This is a genomic window from Haladaptatus marinus, from assembly GCF_051194195.1.
Window position 1 is genome coordinate 57,427 of record NZ_JBLZNK010000010.1, and the last position, 17,916, is coordinate 75,342.

Genomic DNA, 17,916 nt, shown 5'->3' on the forward strand with positions numbered 1-17,916 from the left:
ATAGGCACATATCATAAAGATTATAAAATGGATGCGACGGTTCTGATACGTCGAAATGAGAACAACAGTTCCGAACAAACGGCACGTCAGCGTGACCCTCCTCGTGCTCATGCTCGTCATCGCTCCCGGATGCTCCGCGTTCGGCGGTGCGGGCGACACGACAACAGCGGACAGTACGACAACGGATGCTGTCGGCGGTGACGTAACCACGACATCGACGCAGGGGGACGGCTGTGGAGACGACCCAAGCGACGACCGAAACAACGAGCGGCGGTCACAACCACGACAGCCACGACCACGACAACGGAAACGAGTCGAGCGACGAATCGAACGAATATGCCGCGACGGGCGAGATGACTGTCGTCGTCGGTGACACCGCACTGGACATGGACGGCGGGTCGCAGTCGGACGGTTTCTGGTTCGACGGGAGCAAACACAAGGTCTGGCATCACAGCGGTGGTGATGTGACCCTTGCACAGGCTCTCTCGACTGTCGGCGTCGAGGCAACCGCGGAAACGCTGACCTACGACGGGACGACGTACGAAGAGAGCACCGACGGAACGGGACTCTACTACCGTGTCAACGGCGAACCGGTGAATCCGACAGAATACACGCTCAAAGACGGTGATGAGGTCTGGGCCACGGTCGAAACCGCAGAGATGAACCGCGACACTCCGGGTGACCACATCGACCATGACTACTCACACATCCACGGTAACATCGATTTCGTGGTGAACGGCCACGAGATTGATTTCAGCAAATCGAAGTACCAGACGGCAAGCCACAGTCGGTACTTCCACTTCGAAGGGGGCCACGCCGACCCGTGGCACGCCCACTCCTACAGCATCACGCTGGAGTACGCGATGTCCACGCTCGATGGAATTTCGGTGTCCGAAAACAGCGTCACCTACGAAGATCAGACGTACACCGACGATGACGGCGTCTCCGTAACGGTCAACGGAAACGAGGTCGCTCCGAGTGGCTACTACCTCAAGGATGGCGACCACGTCGAAATCGTCGTGGAAAGTGACGAATAAAAATATATAAATATTCATATGTGAAATCGGCTGAAAGTCCGGATTTTCCCCGAGCCGAAAATTATTACTATCTGTGACGCATAGCAATAAATGTCCCGTCGTCGCCGTGGCAGTCGCCGACGGGTACCAACTGTCATCCACTTCCTTCCGAAGTCGCGTACCTGGAGCTACTGAGCGGCCAGTATCGACAGATATCCACGCTGAAACCGGTGTTTCGGTTTCGAGATAGACGAGGGAAAACGGTCGGGATAGCGGCGCAAAACGCGAAAATCGACGTATTTGGTCAGCTAGTCCATGTGGTCGGCGACGAACGCATTGGCCGTCTCGAATACGTCGTCCGCCGCCGCAGGGTCGCGGGCTTCGGCCGCGATTCGAACCAGCGGCTCGGTTCCGCTGGCGCGAATCAGGAACCAGCCTTCGCCCAGTGAGACACGGACGCCATCGATAGTGTTGGCGTCGTCGTAGCGGTCGGTCACCGATTCCGACAGGGCGGCCATCAACCCGACTTTGTCCTCGACTTCGATGTTCTTCCGCCGAATGGGATACTCGCCGACGTCCGCCACGATTTCCGACAGTGGCCCCTTTTGTGCGACGAGTTCCGCGAGTCGGCAGGCCGCGAGCGACCCGTCCGGACAAAGCGTCTGGTCGGGCCATATCCACGCACCGGACTGCTCGCCGCCGAAGACGACGCCCGGTTCGGTCGCGCGCTCGGCGACGTACACGTCGCCGACCTGGGTCCGAACCACGTCGGCACCCTGCTCGGCGAGCACGTCTTCGACGATGAGACTCGTGTCCACTGGCGTGGCAATCGTTTCACCCTCGCCCGCCCGCTGGCGAGCGAACAGCGTCAGCAAAACGTCGCCGGAGATGAAATCGCCGTTCTCGTCCACCGCCATCATGCGGTCTGCGTCGCCGTCGTGGGCGATGCCGAGGTCTGCGTCGGTTGCGACGACGTGGTCGCAGAGCGACTGGCAGTTTTCCGCGGTTGGTTCGCTCGGGCGTGCCGGAAACCGACCGTCAGGTTGCCCGTTCAGCGTCTCCACGTCACAGCCGAGTTCGTAAAGTGCGTCGGCAGTGACGCCCCCCGCGCCGTTTCCAACGTCCACGACGACGGAGAGGTCGGCCGGTTCGACCGCTTCAACGAGGGTTTCGACGTGCCGGTCGTGTGCCCCATTCCATCGCGTTTGCTCCCCAGTTTCGTCCCAGCCGGCGAGGTCGAAGTCCTGTTCCTCGATACGGCGGGTGATTTCCTCTCGTTGGTCGGCGTCGAACGCCTGCCCCGACGGGTTCCAGAGTTTGATGCCGTTGTCCGTCGAAGGGTTGTGCGAGGCAGTAATCGAGACACCGGCGTCGGCGTCCTGCCACTCGACACTCCGGGCGACGGTTGGCGTCGCAGCGAGGCCGATGTCCACGACATCGGTGCCACATTCGCGTAGACCGGCCGAGAGTGCATCCGAGAGAAATCGCCCGCTATCACGTGGGTCGCGTCCGACGACGACGCGCTCTGCACCCGTCGAGGCGAGAGCACGGCCGACCGCCAGCGCGAGTTCACCCGTGACGACTTCACCGACAGGTCCGCGGATTCCGCTGGTACCGAACATTGGTCGTACGTCATCCGGAGTGGGCAAAAGGGTTCCTTTCGTGTGAAAATTACGCACGCTCGATTCCGCGAGAAGCGGCATACATGACGGCCGTGACGATACCCGTGTAACGGATCGCCGAAACGAGTTCAGTGCGAAGGCCGTAGAGTAGTTACACCGGTTGTGGCCCGTCCTCGGGGATTTCCACCGGTTCCATCGGTTCTTGGACCCGGTACACCATCGCGCCCTCGTTCTCGTAGACGAGTTTGTAGCGGTCGGAGTCCACGAGATGACCGCGCATCCACGGTTTCTGGTACTCGTCGATACCCCGCACCGTGTAGTGGCCCTTCGGGACGTAGATGTAATCGGGGTTCACGTCGTTCGAAATCATCTTCTTCGTCAGACAGGCTTTCCCCGGACAGCGCGACATTCGCTTGTACAAGCCGAGATGGTGGCGATAGTTCTTGTGTCCCTCCCACTCGACACCCCACGGGCCGACGAGAATTGCCCGGTCAGTCATGAGCGGGAACCACTCGGCCGCATCGCCGAGGACGACAAACTCGGAGTCCGAGGCGGTGTTTTCCTGTGCCCACTCCATCGCGACCATGTCGTCGTCGTCCATGAACGCCGGTTGCGTGGTGCTGTCGTGATGGGAGTTGAGACCGCTCGCCGCGAATGAGACGCCGACGCTCGACACGATCAGCGTAATAACCATGACCACGACGAGCGGTGCCGAACGGGAGTAGCGCGTCTTCGACGACAGGTTCCGGACGCGCGGAACGACGACTTCGAAGACGAGGATTGAAATCATCATCGCCCCGGCGGGGAACTGGAACCGAACTTTGCCGAGCATGAACGCGGCGGCCACTAGCCACAGTGGGAGGAACAGACGCCGCTGTTTGAGGAGGTACGCCGCACCAGCGAACGACCCGAGGAAGAAAACCACCGGAACGGCCGGGTCGAGCGGATAGACGAACTGGCTGAGCAGACGGCCGAGGCCGCCACCGAGACCGGTGTGGGTTCCGGAAGCGGCAGTGAAGATGCTAGAACCGTGCGTGGCAACGATCTGAAGCCACCACGGCGACGCCAGCAGGATGCCACCCCCAGCGACGATGGCACCGTGGACGATACCGCGAGGCGTTCGGCTGAAGCAGGCGAACATCACGAGATACGTCGTTCCGAAGAAGACGGTGTACACCGGATGGGTGAGAATCGTCATTCCAAACAGAACCGTCGAGGGGACGATCCACTTCCATTCGCCGGTTTTGAACAGTCGCAAACCGGTGTACGCGCCAGTCAGCGCAAACAAGAACGCCGGAGCACGCACGACACCGCCGGCAGACAGATGCCACTGAAGCGCGGGCGGCGTCACTGCGAGGACGAGCGTAGCAAAGCCCGCCCGTGGCGTCGATTCCAACACCCCGCGCGCGAGGTAGTAGAACGGGATGAGGTACAGCACCGTCACGAATCCCGGTAACAGTCGGCTGAGCGTAATCGGGCCGACACCCGTCACGTCCATCAACACCGCCGAAACGTAGTACATGAGCGGCGGATAGCCGAATGGAATGCCGGCTTGCGTATACAACGGAATACGCTCCGGTAATCCGTAACCGTGAGCGCTGATTTCCTCCGCTATCTGGAGGTACAAACCAGCCCCATACGCAGGATACGGATGCGTCGTGAGGTAGACGAAATGAACGAGCAGTCCGGTTCCTATCGCGGTTGCGAGCCACGCGCGTTCGTCGCTGGCCAGTTCGGCCAGTTTCGATGCGAGACTCCAATTTTGTCGTTCGTTGACACCGTGTGACATCAGACTTCACCCATCCTCAACGTTCGGGCGATGGTTCGTCCGAACATGGTCATTGTTTTCGCTCGACGTGAACCGTCCACGGGATGGACATCGACCGTGACGACCAGCGCCATTCTGTAACCGTCCATGCAAGCGTTCCCAAACTGAGCGCGAGGAGAGCGAACACTTCGGACGGACCCATCCACGCCGGCAGAACGTACATGAACGCGTTCATATACCGTCCCGGGACGAGTTCCTTTATCTGTATCCAGATGGTTCCAGCTATACTTTCTTTCTGGCCGTTTTGCTTACCATTATCGACCGCACCATCTTTTTTCGCGGACTTCGATCCGAGCCCAAGCGCCTTCGCACTCCGACCACCCGCACTCTCGTCACCAGTTTCGAGGCGCTCTGCCTCGTACGGAAACGCGATATCGATCGACCAGACGATTTCACCCTGTCGGTCTACCTCGAAGACGCGGTTGCCGTTCGAGTCCGTGATGAGCGTGTGACCGTTCGGCAGGCGGTCTGCATCACGAGGCCACTGCATCTGGGAATCCTGCCACTTCCACGTTCGATTCCATTCGCCGTTTTCGCGCTGGTACTCGATGACGCGGTTGTTCTCGGAGTCGCCGATGAGAACGGCAGGACCGCCCTGTGATTCGGGGATGTAATCGGGGTTGTGCTGCTCGTAGATGATACCACGTGCGTTGTCGGTACCGAGCGTCCAGTTCTTCACGAAACCCGTTTCGCGGTCGAGGAAGGCGACCTGGTCGTGGTTCCGCATGCTGACCATCAACCGACCGTCTTCGAGAACCTCCACGTCGTTGATGTGCGTCCAGTCCTCCGGATACGGGCCACCGCTGGTCGTCGGTTCGAAGTCGTTCTGGGCCTCCCACGACCACTCCAACAGTCCCGTCGTCGTGTTGACGACGAAAACGCGGTCTTGTGCGATGTCGGCGACCGCGTACGTCGATTCGTTGATTCGGTCGCCGTCGTGCCATCGGGTAGAGTGTTTGCCAGGCGTGACGCGACTGTAAATGCGAGTCACGTCCTCCGTAGAGAGGTTGATACGCTCGATTCCGTTGCGAGTACACACCTCGGAACCACATTCCGATTTGTTCAGATGGTCGGCATAGAGGTACTCTACCGTCGCACTGGTTCCATTCACCGGGTCAACATCCCAGTAGCGCGTGTGCGAATCATTGTAATAGAGAACCGTACCGTTCGGGTTGAAGGCGACCAGTTCGGCACGGGCACGGGGACCGTCACCCGCTTTTCCCATCCATGTGTTCGAGTCGGTCGCAATGACTGTGATACCGTTTATCTTCGGTGCAACCTGCTTGCCGTCACCAGACGAGATATTCGTCTGGCGAATCTGCTCGTCGGTGTGCCCAACTGACGAGCTTGCGGCTCCATTCGCCAAGGCAAGAACTGAAAGGACGACGAGTGAAGCGAAGGCAAGGCGGATCAGCTTCCGGGCGGACATCTTTACCATAGAGTATACGTAGCTACTTTTTATTATCGCGTCGCTAAGCCGTTCAGACACCGTTTGAACGTTCTATGAACAATATAATAACGTCCTGACGCGGCAAAAGCGCCGTGAAACGGTAATCGTCGGTACACATATCGAAAAATACAACACAATATACTTAATTTTGCGGCAGTCTCGCTACCAAGTGAACAGTTTACAAACAACATTCTCAGTACGAAAGTGGAGTGCCATTAAGTTCTGTATAATAAAACGTCGCGCATACCTCACCGCAGGTAGCAACTTCCGTATCGTTTCGCGCGAATATCACACTCTCCGTACCGAGGTCGTCTCGGACGCACTCGCCGTCGGCGTGACGAGTCCGACCAATCAGTATGTCACCGAAGCAGGATTCCACTCCCATCAGCGACCCCGAGACAGCCCCAAAAACGGGACGGCGAGAGCTACTCGCCGCCCTCGGGATGACGTTGGGGAGCGGCTGTATCGAAGAAGCCCAGTCGTTGGTTAGCCGCGACCAAGCGACGCAAGTCGCGCTTTCAATAAAGACGCTCCCGGCAGATGCCGATCCGCAGGCGATTCGCATCGCGCGATTTCTGGCGAAGCGCCTGGACGAAGTGGGTATCGCAGCGCAGGTTGTACCGATGGAACGCACCGAACTGCTCCGTGATATTCTCCTCGAACATTCGTTCGACTGTTACGTCGCGTGCCACCCCGGCTTCGATGACCCGGATGCACTCAGAACGCTGTTACACTCGCGGTTCGATGCGGAAGCAGGATGGCAAAATCCGTTCGGCTATGCCAACCTGGACATGGATGAACTACTGGAAGCCCAGCGACGACAAAGCGGCCGCAAACGAAGGAAGACGCTCGGGGAACTTCAGCACGCGATCGCCCGCAACCAGCCGTTTGCCGTCGTCGCATTCCCGGACGAGATTCGAGCAACCCGGACGAACACCTTCAGCGGATGGGAGGAAATCGAACATCTTCACTCTGCGCTCGGATATCTCTCGGTGCAGTCGCAGGACGGCGAAAACACGCTGCGAGTGACGATACAGGACTCGCGTCCCACGGAAAATCTCAACCCCCTCTCCGCCGAGTTCCGGAGCGATGGAACGATACTCGACCTGCTGTACGACCCCGTCGGCCGTTGGATAGAGGGAGCAGTTCATCCGTGGCTCGCTCAGTCGTGGCAGTGGCGGTCTTCGAACGGGAATCCGGTTGCAGAAATCCAGCTTCGAGACGACCTCTGGTGGCACGACGGGGGCGCACTCACGGCAACGGACGTGGCGTTCACGTACAGATTCCTCAACGACACCGCGCTGGGTGCACTCGAAAGCTCAGTCCCGTCGCCACGGTTCCGCGATGCTGCTACGTTAGTCGAATCGACAACGGTCGTTGACGAACGGACGGTTCGCATTCGGTTCGGCACGGTCAGCCAGGAGGTTGCAATAAAGGCATTTGCGGTGCCAGTCCTGCCGAAACACATCTGGAAACGAAAACGGAAACAAGCGGAAATCGTGTTCAAAACTGACTCGCCCACCACGAAAGCTCTGGTCTGGGATAACATGCAACCGGTTGGAAGCGGCCCGCTACAGTTCGGAAACGCAGAAACCAGGGAATCGCTGACGTTAAAGCGGTTTGACAATTATTTCCTTCAGCGTATTACCACCAACCAAGAGACGCTGGACGCCGACGACGACCCAGAATCGGAGCCGAAATATATCGAGCGATACGCGGGAAAGCCCGACTTCGAACGACTTCGATTCGTGGTCGTCCCCTCGGGAGCGGCAGCGACGGAACTCGTTCTAAACGACGAAGCGGACGCGACAGCGACCGGCGTGTCGGCGAACGACGTTCGCGATATCGGACGTTCCGGAAGCGTCCAGTTACGCGTCGATGAATCATCGTCGATGTACCACGTCGGGTTCAATGCTCGAAAGGCACCGTTCAGCAACGTCCGGTTCCGCCGGGCAGTAGCACAACTGCTGGACAAAGCGTTTCTCGTCGACGACGTGTTCGGTGGCTACGCGGAACCAGCGGCCAGTCCATTGGCTCGCCACGATTCGCTCGTAGAAGACCTTCGCTGGTCGGGAACCGACCCCGAACTACCCTTCCTGGGAACGAACGGAGATCTCGATGTCGCGAAAGCGAAAGCTACGTTCAAGAAAGCGGGATTTCGATACACGAACGACGGGGAGCTGCTCCGACAATGAGTAGCCACCGAGCGATGCAACCAGAAGAGACGGGAGACCGCCTGACGAAACGAGAGCAGGTGACAACGTGAGTTTAGCCGAAATCGCAGGACGGTTGCTCATCGGCGAGATAGTACTGCTCGGTGTCGCAACGGTTCTGTTCGTCGGGTGGTCGGGTCTCAGGCGCGCAAAAGAACAGTTCCGAGAACGTCTCACAGCAACGTATCCATATCTTGGCCTGCTGATCGGCGTCCTCGCGGTGAACAAGGTAGCTCGCGAGTTCGGACCCGAGCTCTCGTGGCTCATCGACTGGAACATTACGGGACTGATTCACGCCATCGAAGGCGACTTCGTCGGGAAACTCCAGTCGATTGCGACGCCGGAACTGACGGCGTACTTCTCCTTTATGTACATCTACGGCTACGTCTTTCTGCTCGTGTTCCCCTTCGTCGCCTACTTCGCGCTTCCGGAGGACGGCCCGTTGAAAGAGACTGCGATCGCGTACGCGGTGAACTACGGTTTGGGGTTGGTTTGTTACATCCTCTTCATCTCGTATGGGCCGCGGAATCTGATCCCGGACGTGGTTGATCCGCTGCTGTACGCAACTTATCCGCAATCGCAGATTCTGACGGGGGAAGTGAATGCGAACACGAACGTCTTTCCCTCTCTACACACGTCGCTGTCGGTCAGCACCGCCATGCTCGCGTACCGAACACGTGAGACATATCCTGGGTGGGCGCTCGTTGCAATCCCAACGGCGGCAAGCATTGTCGTCGCCACGATGTACCTCGGAATCCACTGGGGAACAGATGTAGTCGCAGGGACGATTCTTGGAGTTGGGAGTGTCCTCGTTGCCGCACGGCATGTTTCGGGTGAAAAGCTTCCGTTGGAAGAGAGCAATGTGTTCGACGACAGTTCGTAGAAAACCGATGTCGTCGCTCGCAGAATGGGAGGATAGAGAACGATTCCACGTTTTTGTTTTCGATACAGTGGCAACTGACGCTGTGCGATCAGCCAATCGTATAGTGTCAGTTGTCGTCTCGATGTTCGGTTAGAGTATGTTGTTTGGTAACAGTTGTCGTTTAGAGACACACACCACGTTTCCAGTGAAATGGTGTGAGGGGGTGGGGAGGGTTGCAGATGAAACGGGGGTTTGGAGGGTAGGATATGCTCAATAGTTATCTATAGTGGGTTCAGAATACCTCGTTGGAATATAGATGGGTTGGAAAGGTCATAAACGTTGAATCGGCAAGTTCGATTACACCAAACGATACAAAATAATCACATCCAATAACTACGAAGACGAGTACATTCAGTAACCACAAAGATGAGTACATCAAATAGCAGCGAGTGACCACACCCTATTTCCGGTGAAAATATGATTCCCCCATTATCCTGTGGAAGTGTTTCACAGTTTCCCGTGAAGTACGTTCTCTTGTGAAGAATATTCTCTCGTGAAATTGTCGGAAGTATATCCTCTCGTGAAATCGTCGCTCGCTTCTGACCCCACGGAACCTGTCGTGTGAAGTCGCCATCTGTTCGCTGACTCACGAAATCGTCCTCGTAGTTCGGTGGGGAATGTGGGAAAACAACACTTGTTCACTGGAAATCAGGTGTCCCGAGAGAAGTAACCAGTTAGTACGGCCTTCCAACCCGCGAATTTCATCGGAAACGAGGTGTCCGAGATCTCCGACGATCCTCTGCGAGACGGTCGAGTTGGACGAACAGTCTACCAGGATTGCTGTGTTGAATGGGGCGTTTTCACCGGAAACACGGTGTAAAACGCGGTGGGAAAACCAGACGAAACACGGGAAGAGACACGACCATCCCGATACGTTTTAACTGAACAGATTAACCAGACACACGAATCAAAACGCACACCGAGCAGAAGACGTGAACCACCGATCGCACGATAGGCGCTTCTCAGCAGACACACACCACGTTTCCAGTGAAACACGAGATGAGAGTCCCCCAACCCTCGATTCAAGTGCGGCAACTACAGGAACCCCGTGACTTTGTCACGGGTTATTTTAGTAATTGTGATCAACTTAATGGACTTTAACGTAGCATGGGTATAAAAAACATGCGGTATGAGGTGATTAATGTTACATTCCCAACACTAGGAAGCGGCGAAATATTCCGGATTCCTTGAACCCCCACCCACCTTTTCACGCCATTTCACTGGAAACGTGGTGTGTGTCTCACAGTTCACCCTTCCGTTCTTTCACATTTTATCAAATACTCTGACATTAATAGTGGTTCTTCCGTTGTTCGTTCTTGCCCCGGAACAGTAAAGGGATTTCACTGGAAATGTGGTGTCTATGAGCGACGCCGACTCGGACGAACTTTTCTCTCGGGAGGATCCTATCTTCGAGAAGAAAGAACTCCTCGAAATCAATCACCTTCCCGACCATGGGCGAATCGTCGGTCGGGACGACGAAATCTCTGCACTTGCCAACGCCCTGAATCCGGCGCTGTTCAACCAGTCCCCGAGCAACGTCCTCCTGTACGGGAAGACGGGAACCGGAAAATCGCTCTGTGCAAAACACGTTTCTCGCCGACTCATCGACGAAGCGGACGAGGAAGGTGTCGTCGTCGGTGTTGCCTACGTTGACTGTGCACAGGATAGCACCGAGACGCAAGCCGTCCAGACGATTGCGAGTGCGATCAACTCGTCAGAAACTGGCGTCTCCATTCCTGACAAAGGAATTTCTACCTCGACGTACTACAAACGGCTCTGGCGAATCCTCGACGAGTTGTACGACGTAGTCGTCATCATCCTCGACGAAATCGACAAACTGGAGAACGACGACATTCTAATGCAGCTTTCGCGTGCCGGAGAAGCGGGTAAACTCGAACGGTGCAAACTCGGTGTTATCGGCATTAGCAACAAAATCAAGTACAAAGATCGGATGGACGAGCGTGTCAAATCGAGCCTCTGCGAGCGAGAGTTCGTCTTCCCACCATACGATGCTAACCAGTTGCGTGCTATCATGGAGGCCCGGAGTGATGCATTCAAACAGGGTGTTCTCGAACCGGGAACGATTCCACTCGCGGCCGCACAAGCGGCCCAAGAGCACGGGGACGCACGCAAAGCGATCGATATCCTCCGATACGCGGGGGAACTCGCGCAGGCGGAGAACGCCGAAACAGTTCGTGAGGTGTACGTCAAGAAAGCCCGCGAACGCGCCGAAAACGACCGTTTTCGAGAACTTATTCGTGGTGCGACACCGCACTCGAAATACGCACTCCAAGCACTTGCGATCCTCTCTCTCGACAATCCGGACGTTGATGCCTTCCGAACCAGTCGAGTGTACGAGGTGTACGAACAGGTTTGTCGGCAGATGGACAGCGATCCACTTTCGACTCGGCGCGTGCGCGACCTCCTCCGCGAGCAGGCGTTCCTTGACGTCATCGAGCAGGCTCGACAGAGCGGTGGAAGTGCAGAAGGAAGCTATACCGAACATAGACTCCTCGAAGACCCGTTGGTCGTCAAGAAAGTTCTCGTCTCAGGTGCGTGAGTTTCCACCATCCGATGAATGTTTTTTCTCCTCTCCTATCTGGAACGCGAGTATGCCAACGACGAGCAGCAAGAGGTTCGCGGCTTGATTATGCGCGGAGACGATATCGAACGTGTGCGACTTGCTGAATAACGGATACAGCGGCTTGATTCCCACCGGGGTAATTATCTCACCGACGAGATGACATCCAACACTGATGAATCCGGTCAGAAAACCGTAGAACGTTTCTTCGCCCTTTCCAGTAAGCGAGAATGGTTCGAAACGGAACGCGATAACAGCGAGTGCGACGCCAGCGACGAGTGCCGCCCAAACCGTATGTGTGATGCCTCGATGTGCAATTTGGGCAATTCGGAGGTCTACATCGGGTGAAATTTCCATGAAAAGCCCAGTAACCGTGATAATTTTTGCGCCTCGCATCCTCTCGCGAGCGACGAGTCCGAACACAACGAATCCGAACACGAACAGTACAATTCCCCAGTGACCTAGCTTGTTCATCGGCCCACCGGGTGTTTGGTATCCCCTGACACCACAGGAGTTCGTATGTAATATCCCTCCCAAAAATCACGGCTTCGAACATGTACGCTTTAAGTTCTCCAGAGTGCTACCGGTTCTTCTCGACGGCCAGCGTGCTTCCAATGAGTTGTTCAGTGTCTCGTCGAAGCCGCTGTGAAATCGCGGATGTGGAAATGTCAAGTTCGCGGGCGAGTTCGTTCTGAGAGATTCGACGTGGAATCTCGTAGTAGCCACACTCGAACGCCATGCGGAGCAGTTGTTTCTGTTTCTCGGTCAATCCGACGACATCGGTTTCTTCGTGATCTGTCGCACTTCCGAGCTGGTTGACCCGGAAGGTTACATCGTTTTCGAGGCAGTACTCTCGGAACGAGACGAGTGCTTCGCGGGTGGGTATCTGCATCCGGACGATCCATCCGTCATCGCCACTTTCTACGTTGAGGATGCGTGCGTCGAGTTCGGGACATCGCGGTGCGATGAGGTTTACGCTAGAAACCGGTTCGAGGCGGTACACGCGCCGACCGTCGTAGGTTTCGACGAGCACGGGGTCAGCAACCGTGTAATCTCGCTGTAGCGCTTGCTCGAACGCGCCAAACTGCTCACCACACACCGAGATGAACAGATGTACCGGTGTCGTTTCTGTCAGATGTTCCGTTCTGATGGTGACATCGGATGCGGCCTTGATTGTCGGAGAAAGGAGAAGATCGGAGCCGGAGAGAGAAACTTCCGCGACGATATCGTACAGCTGTCGTTCGATCGTTTCGTTCTGTTGTTCAATATTCGAACCGTTACCATCTCCTACCGTCGGTGCTGGTTTTGTGAGACTGCTTGGGTGTGGCTGATTAGTGGCATTGTTGGATTCTCCGCTCATCTATACAGTATATAATTAACGGCCAACTGATGGATGTTGTAGCTAGATTGGTAGCCGGTTTTCAGCGGCGACTCAATATGTATAAATTCGGCCTTGTGGTGGGTTCGAATTCAGTTCGTCCTCACTCGTCCTCGAATAGAGTTGTGAGCTGATTTGGCTCGGCTGCCCGAAGATGCCGGTTGAACGTCGGTTGTGACACGCCGAGTGACTCGGCGATTTCCTGTCCGTTGCTCTCACGAGGCCATTCGAAGAACCCGCTCCAGTAGGCCGTTTCTAGCGCTTCGGACTGACGGTCGGTGAGTCGGTGTCGCAACTGCGCCCGGAAATCCTGTTCCGTCTGCACCGGTCGATTTCGCTTGCGCCGTGCCACGAGTTCCGCATCTGTATAGCGGTTTTGGAACGTTTCGACGAACCGACGAACGTCGGCTGTCTGCGGTAACTCGACGGTGAGCCTTGCTTCTTTTCCCTCCTCGCGGCTTTCGGAATCGCGCCGTGGTCGAGTAGGAGCGAAATGACGTTCGTCCCGGAAATCGTACATTCGAAGAGGTCTCTGTCGCTGTCGCCCGTCACATGTCTGATATCATTCACTACCAACGACTGCTTGGAGAACGAAAGGACTGCTTCCGGTGTGGTTCCTTCCGTGGTGAAAAACAGTCGAAGTGTGTCGTCCGTCTCTCGAATAACGCTCTCGAACTCGAACCGACAGTCGATCATCTGGACGAACTCGATAACGGTAAATTGGGGGTCTCGAACCCGAAACTCCAATTCGACGGCACTGTCGCTGACGAGAGCCTCCTTGCTCTCGACGGCGTTGATTGCGTAAGCAATCGCATCCCCGACGGCTTCGAGCAACTCCCGCTCAGTCTGGCCGAACGTATCGGAACTGCTGGAATACACGGTCAGAACGCCGTAGATACTCGCTCGATAGATGATTGGGATGCTAACCGCTGCCCGGTAGCCTCGTTTGAGTGCTTCCTGGCGCCACGACTCGTAGGGTGGGTCTCCGAGCAAATCGCCGTCAGTCGCGGGTTCTCTGGTTCGAACTGCCCGCCGTGCCGTCGTTTCGACTTCGCTGTCGCTCGCCGTTGCCGATAGCTCGTCAAGAAACGCTTGCTCGTCACCGATCCACGTTCGGGCGCTGAGCTCGTCGGTCGTTGTGTCGTACTCGCCGACCCACGCGAACCGATACGGGTCTGCATTCGTCAGCCGTTTACAAACGGCCCGTTCGATTTCGGTTCGTGTGTCGGCTTGGACGACCGCCGTCACCACGTCTCGGATGACGGATTCACGCCGTCGCGTCCGTTCGAGCGTTGTTTTCGCTTCCGACAGTCTAGCTTCCTGTCTCGATAGTTCCCATTCTCGGTCGAGACGAGCGAACGCGGATTCGACGTTCGAAGCGAGGTTTCTATCACTGTGGGATCCTGCTCCGCTTCCTGTGCGGCGGCCAGTACCCCGTGTCTCCCGAGTGGAATCGCGAGCCACTGCTCGAATGCCGACCCGTTTTCCCGATTTCCATGGCGGACTTCGTTTTCCAGAAACGCCGTCCATCCGAGTCCGCCGTCGGTGGCAAACAGTTCGTCGTCCGGTTCGGCCACACCTTCCCATGCGACTGGTCGGAGCGTGCCAGCCTCGCCGTCGTACCGGGCGACGATTGCCGCCGAATAGTTCAGCACCGACGATACCACCCTAACTGCCGTTTCGGCGACGGTATCTTCCGTCTCCGCCGTTGCCAGTGTCTCGACTGACTCCTGAACTGCTGTAAGTCGTCGCTTCTGGCGAACCTGCATTGCGATCCATGCTACTCGATTTGCCAGTGCCTTTCCACCGCCTGCCGCTGGAATCCAGTCTGCGAGATTTTTCTCGAGTACGTCTTCAAAAACGCGATTGACTGTCTCTGAAAAGAGGAGACAGGTGAGCGACGGCCGTGATTGTTGAACCGCTTCAAGAAACGAAACTACGTCCATGTCCGGAATGTCTGCTGTACAGATGACACAATCCGCTGTATGCAGGCGTTCATGTGCCTCCGTGGCTGTCGGCACGGATTCGACGACGATGTTCGACTGCTCTCGAACCGTAGCCATCGCTTGCTCGCCATCGGGCGGGGCAACGAAGAGAACGTGGAGTTGGTAGGTCATGGCTACGTTCGGGCTGATTTGTATCGGCGGCGTCTCACTCTCTCGACGTGGAACGCGATGCGAGTTCGGTGATTTCTACCATCTGATCCGGCCGATCCGTTTCCGGGTCGCGAAACGTCCACGACCGGTCGAATGCAACTCCGGATTGGTAACCGTGGAGTAGCAGGTTTTTGAGGGCGGTGTCGAACTCCTTCGGCGTCGCGAGCTTTTCGACCGCTTTTGCCGTGCCGGAAGTGGTCGGATTTGTCGGCGAATCCGTGGGTTCGTTCGGCTTGCCTATCTGTGCACTCCTCACGTGCGGTGATTTATCTTACGATGTATTAAACCCAGAAATCTCTTTCAGATGGTTCCACACCGTTTCAAACTGCATACGTGGGTTACTCGACGCTCTTACTGTCTATTTCGAAATTATGAATCTACGGAGCTGATGACGTTCGTCGGCGAACTTCTCTTAGAATCACGCTGAATTTAGTGATATGATAACAAAGTACATTGGGGGTGTCCTGCAAACGAGATGCCTTCGAATGCCCTGCAGACGACGATAGTACAGGATGCTGCGGCAACCTCGGCACAAAGGTGGTGGTGACGATGGCGATTCTCGAACTCGCAGTTTTGTTCTTCGTCCTCGCGATTCTGGCCTACATCGTCGGCGCACGCGGCATCGCGGGATTGACGATGAGCATTGCTCGGTTGCTTGTCATCGTCTTCCTCATACTCGCGGTTATCTCGATAGTGTTGAACTAGCGACAACCGTCGTATCGTCAGTTTACCGCTCATTTTGTAAGGCTCGACTCGGTTGACGCGATTCGTGCTTCACCGAGGGCTTCGACCTCCGTTCTTTCACTTCCCATTACCGTCGTAGGAAGAAGTGTATTTTCACACCGAATCGGATACAAAATCGCAAGACTGCAGTGACTTTCCCTGGTTTTAAATTGTATGATGCTATACGAAAGTGAATCGCCGACCGATGCGATTATTGAGAGGATTGAGGTGAAAGCGGATGGTTGGCGACAAATTGGTTGGTTCGCTAACCGGGACGCATTCAATAAATTTTCAACTTTCTGGCAGCGTACCGCCAGTTTTCGATTAAATCGCCTTACACGAGACAATGAGCCTGAATCACCAGGAAATGGACTAACCGATCGCCAACAAGAAGCACTCCGAACAGCTTACGAATTGGGCTACTTCTCCATCCCACGACAAACATCTTTAGAAGAGATTGCCGCAAGGCTGAATATCTCAGCATCCTCGGTTTCCGAGCGACTGCGTCGTGCACAGACGCAGCTCATCCAAGAAACGGTCGCGACAACGTGGCCACCACTTCCAAACTGACAGACGCAAAGATCTCTGGAGAGGTATGAGACTGATCGAGATGTGCATCGCTAGGTAGAAGCGAATTCAATTGAAGCGCCATATGAGATAATCATGAAAAACGAGTGTATGCATTGAGCACAGCAGTCTCAACTTCTGGAATCGCACTACAAAACTGTAACGCCACCCGAAACGATCGTTCACTTCGGAGATTTTTGCACTTCGGATGGGTCTGTCGTCTCGCTCGGAACGAGGTTCGGGCTGTACCGGCTCCCGCCGAACTTCGTCCACACAGTCACTACTACAAAAAGAAAGGGGGTTGAGAGCACGACGACCACAGCCAGAGCGGTCACGTAGACTGTCTGTCGTGGGGCCGGACTCGATTGGCATCGCCGACTCGTTAGTTTGTAGCTGTGTTACTATGCGATGGATATACCGACGTAACTAACGATTATCAACAGCTACCGCTCATTGACGAGGGTCTTCGTGATACTTCGTTCTGAGGATTCAGTCGGCGTGAGGGGCGACGGTCTCCGTCTCCGTCTCCACCATGTTGGTGGTGAGACCGTTCGCTAATGTGAGCACTGCTGCACGGTGGTCGTTTTTCGAGTGATGAATAGAAGTGGGCCGCGTGGTTTGGTTGTCGTAGTTTGCGAAGTCGAGTGGGGAATCAGTTCGTGTCTCAAATCGATTCCGTACTTCCGAAAGCAGTCCGTGCAGGTGGATGAGCTCTTGTTTTTTCATCGCGACGACAACTAACGACTGAAGCCCTATAGTATTTCCTTGAGTAGCATTGACACACGAAACGACCGTTAGAGCCGGAAGGTGTTTTTCACTCTTATTTACAAAATTACATAATGGTGGTCGAAAAAAGACGACAGAAACGATTCGCCCGACACAAACCTCTGTGACGACGACCAGAGCTGAAAACTGTGGCACTTGCCGCTCGGTTTATGCTCGTTCGAAGTGAATCTCTTTGCGATGCTCGGTCGAACGAGACGCTTCTGGACTGGAGTGGCTCTGCTGTTCGTTGGAACTGTGTTCCTCTTCGGTGGGGCTCTCCCTGGATTCAACACGCCCTTCGTACTCCTCGCACTCGGCGTGTTGGTTCTCGCTGCCGGAACCCTCATTTTCGCGATGGATCGACGGACACGCTCCGTTTGAGCGATTGCTGCGGTCGTTGTCAGTCAATCACCACCCGAATGATGATTCGTCCGTGGTCGAGAGTTGCAGAGTAATTCTCGCTGGCCAGTCGATGTGTATTCCACTGTTAGTATCTTTGCTAGCAAAACTGGTTGATTTGATATCGAGTTTGACGTACGAACCGGTTTTGCTACCAAAACTATGTGTGTAAAAACTAGTTTGTACGTCAAAACTCATTTCTCCAAATTCGCTAAACACCTATATTCGGCTCTAAACTCCCGCATACCCGATTGTTTTTGATTGTCTGACGCGGTTTTATGTAGTTTGGACGGTTT

16 protein-coding genes and 2 pseudogenes are annotated in these 17,916 nt (G+C 55.6%); 8 read left to right on the forward strand and 10 right to left on the reverse strand.

The window, feature by feature from the left end:
• The first annotated feature begins 55 nt into the window (after positions 1-55).
• Both ACN2TU_RS26390 and ACN2TU_RS26395 read left to right on the forward strand, forming a co-directional pair.
• Complete coding sequence (locus ACN2TU_RS26390; RefSeq protein WP_435159771.1) at positions 56-373, forward strand: hypothetical protein; 318 nt, start codon at positions 56-58, stop codon at positions 371-373.
• Positions 354-1,037: a hypothetical protein gene (locus tag ACN2TU_RS26395; protein WP_435159772.1), complete on the forward strand. Its 684-nt coding sequence runs from the start codon at positions 354-356 to the stop codon at positions 1,035-1,037. The genes ACN2TU_RS26390 and ACN2TU_RS26395 overlap by 20 nt, the downstream gene beginning before the upstream one ends.
• Before the next feature lie 287 nt (positions 1,038-1,324).
• On the opposite strand, the gene glmM is transcribed toward ACN2TU_RS26395, so the two are convergent.
• The 3 genes from glmM to ACN2TU_RS26410 all read right to left on the reverse strand — a co-directional run bounded on the left by glmM (position 1,325) and on the right by ACN2TU_RS26410 (position 5,895).
• The gene (gene glmM, locus ACN2TU_RS26400) at positions 1,325-2,638 is read right to left on the reverse strand and encodes a phosphoglucosamine mutase (RefSeq protein ID WP_435159773.1); all 1,314 of its coding nucleotides are present in this window, start codon (positions 2,636-2,638) and stop codon (positions 1,325-1,327) included.
• Positions 2,639-2,789: 151 nt separating this feature from the next.
• Positions 2,790-4,427 (reverse strand): ArnT family glycosyltransferase, encoded by a 1,638-nt coding sequence (locus ACN2TU_RS26405; protein ID WP_435159774.1) that lies wholly within the window; start codon positions 4,425-4,427, stop codon positions 2,790-2,792.
• 49 nt (positions 4,428-4,476) lie between these two features.
• A complete protein-coding gene (locus ACN2TU_RS26410) occupies positions 4,477-5,895 on the reverse strand; it encodes an arylsulfotransferase family protein (RefSeq protein WP_435159775.1) in 1,419 nt (472 codons plus the stop codon).
• 377 nt (positions 5,896-6,272) lie between these two features.
• Between ACN2TU_RS26410 and ACN2TU_RS26415 the strand changes: the two genes are divergently transcribed.
• From ACN2TU_RS26415 to ACN2TU_RS26425, 3 genes are all read left to right on the forward strand, one after another.
• The gene (locus ACN2TU_RS26415; RefSeq protein WP_435159776.1) at positions 6,273-8,111 is read left to right on the forward strand and encodes an ABC transporter substrate-binding protein; all 1,839 of its coding nucleotides are present in this window, start codon (positions 6,273-6,275) and stop codon (positions 8,109-8,111) included.
• Between the two features lie 67 nt (positions 8,112-8,178).
• Positions 8,179-9,012, forward strand: coding sequence for a phosphatase PAP2 family protein (locus tag ACN2TU_RS26420; RefSeq protein WP_435159777.1), 834 nt, complete (start codon positions 8,179-8,181; stop codon positions 9,010-9,012).
• 1,399 nt (positions 9,013-10,411) lie between these two features.
• A complete protein-coding gene (locus tag ACN2TU_RS26425) occupies positions 10,412-11,611 on the forward strand; it encodes an orc1/cdc6 family replication initiation protein (protein ID WP_435159778.1) in 1,200 nt (399 codons plus the stop codon).
• On the opposite strand, the gene ACN2TU_RS26430 is transcribed toward ACN2TU_RS26425, so the two are convergent.
• From ACN2TU_RS26430 to ACN2TU_RS26455, 6 genes and pseudogenes are all read right to left on the reverse strand, one after another.
• On the reverse strand, positions 11,600-12,106 hold the full coding sequence (locus ACN2TU_RS26430; RefSeq protein WP_435159779.1) for a metal-dependent hydrolase: 507 nt from the start codon (positions 12,104-12,106) through the stop codon (positions 11,600-11,602). The two genes, ACN2TU_RS26425 and ACN2TU_RS26430, sit on opposite strands and share 12 nt — an antisense overlap.
• Positions 12,107-12,212: 106 nt before the next feature.
• Positions 12,213-12,992 carry a helix-turn-helix domain-containing protein gene (locus ACN2TU_RS26435; RefSeq protein WP_435159780.1) on the reverse strand — a complete coding sequence of 260 codons (780 nt, stop codon included), beginning with the start codon at positions 12,990-12,992 and terminating at the stop codon, positions 12,213-12,215.
• Between the two features lie 121 nt (positions 12,993-13,113).
• A complete protein-coding gene (locus ACN2TU_RS26440) occupies positions 13,114-13,305 on the reverse strand; it encodes a helix-turn-helix domain-containing protein (protein WP_435159787.1) in 192 nt (63 codons plus the stop codon).
• Between the two features lie 63 nt (positions 13,306-13,368).
• Positions 13,369-14,261: pseudogene (locus ACN2TU_RS26445) on the reverse strand (bacterio-opsin activator domain-containing protein); the annotation flags it as partial.
• Positions 14,255-15,127: a GAF domain-containing protein gene (locus ACN2TU_RS26450; protein WP_435159781.1), complete on the reverse strand. Its 873-nt coding sequence runs from the start codon at positions 15,125-15,127 to the stop codon at positions 14,255-14,257. The gene ACN2TU_RS26450 and the pseudogene ACN2TU_RS26445, both read right to left, overlap by 7 nt.
• Positions 15,128-15,161: 34 nt before the next feature.
• Entirely contained in the window at positions 15,162-15,422 is a 261-nt protein-coding gene (locus tag ACN2TU_RS26455; protein WP_435159782.1) for a hypothetical protein, read from the reverse strand.
• A 293-nt stretch (positions 15,423-15,715) separates the two neighbouring features.
• On the opposite strand from ACN2TU_RS26455, the gene ACN2TU_RS26460 reads away from it, so the two are divergent.
• Together ACN2TU_RS26460 and ACN2TU_RS26465 are read left to right on the forward strand one after the other, a co-directional pair.
• Complete coding sequence (locus ACN2TU_RS26460) at positions 15,716-15,871, forward strand: DUF1328 domain-containing protein (RefSeq protein WP_435159783.1); 156 nt, start codon at positions 15,716-15,718, stop codon at positions 15,869-15,871.
• A 219-nt stretch (positions 15,872-16,090) separates the two neighbouring features.
• A pseudogene (locus ACN2TU_RS26465) lies at positions 16,091-16,459 on the forward strand (helix-turn-helix domain-containing protein); the annotation flags it as partial.
• Between the two features lie 486 nt (positions 16,460-16,945).
• Here ACN2TU_RS26465 and ACN2TU_RS26470 read toward each other — a convergent pair.
• Positions 16,946-17,182, reverse strand: a complete 237-nt coding sequence (locus ACN2TU_RS26470; protein ID WP_435159784.1) for a UPF0058 family protein — start codon at positions 17,180-17,182, stop codon at positions 16,946-16,948.
• A gap of 237 nt (positions 17,183-17,419) precedes the next feature.
• Here ACN2TU_RS26470 and ACN2TU_RS26475 point away from each other — a divergent pair, with 237 nt between their 5' ends.
• Complete coding sequence (locus tag ACN2TU_RS26475) at positions 17,420-17,602, forward strand: hypothetical protein (protein WP_435159785.1); 183 nt, start codon at positions 17,420-17,422, stop codon at positions 17,600-17,602.
• Positions 17,603-17,916 lie beyond the last annotated feature (314 nt).

Excerpts from the sequence above, each read along its gene's own strand:
- ACN2TU_RS26395 (WP_435159772.1), top strand. The coding sequence starts at position 354 with ATGACTGTCGTCGTCGGTGACACCGCACTGGACATGGACGGCGGGTCG.
- ACN2TU_RS26390 (WP_435159771.1), top strand. The coding sequence starts at position 56 with ATGAGAACAACAGTTCCGAACAAACGGCACGTCAGCGTGACCCTCCTC.
- ACN2TU_RS26450 (WP_435159781.1), bottom strand. The coding sequence starts at position 15,127 with ATGACCTACCAACTCCACGTTCTCTTCGTTGCCCCGCCCGATGGCGAG.
- ACN2TU_RS26470 (WP_435159784.1), bottom strand. The coding sequence starts at position 17,182 with ATGAAAAAACAAGAGCTCATCCACCTGCACGGACTGCTTTCGGAAGTA.
- ACN2TU_RS26415 (WP_435159776.1), top strand. The coding sequence starts at position 6,273 with ATGTCACCGAAGCAGGATTCCACTCCCATCAGCGACCCCGAGACAGCC.
- ACN2TU_RS26405 (WP_435159774.1), bottom strand. The coding sequence starts at position 4,427 with ATGTCACACGGTGTCAACGAACGACAAAATTGGAGTCTCGCATCGAAA.
- ACN2TU_RS26430 (WP_435159779.1), bottom strand. The coding sequence starts at position 12,106 with ATGAACAAGCTAGGTCACTGGGGAATTGTACTGTTCGTGTTCGGATTC.
- ACN2TU_RS26460 (WP_435159783.1), top strand. The coding sequence starts at position 15,716 with ATGGCGATTCTCGAACTCGCAGTTTTGTTCTTCGTCCTCGCGATTCTG.
- ACN2TU_RS26475 (WP_435159785.1), top strand. The coding sequence starts at position 17,420 with ATGCTCGGTCGAACGAGACGCTTCTGGACTGGAGTGGCTCTGCTGTTC.
- ACN2TU_RS26410 (WP_435159775.1), bottom strand. The coding sequence starts at position 5,895 with ATGTCCGCCCGGAAGCTGATCCGCCTTGCCTTCGCTTCACTCGTCGTC.
- ACN2TU_RS26425 (WP_435159778.1), top strand. The coding sequence starts at position 10,412 with ATGAGCGACGCCGACTCGGACGAACTTTTCTCTCGGGAGGATCCTATC.
- ACN2TU_RS26435 (WP_435159780.1), bottom strand. The coding sequence starts at position 12,992 with ATGAGCGGAGAATCCAACAATGCCACTAATCAGCCACACCCAAGCAGT.
- glmM (WP_435159773.1), bottom strand. The coding sequence starts at position 2,638 with ATGTTCGGTACCAGCGGAATCCGCGGACCTGTCGGTGAAGTCGTCACG.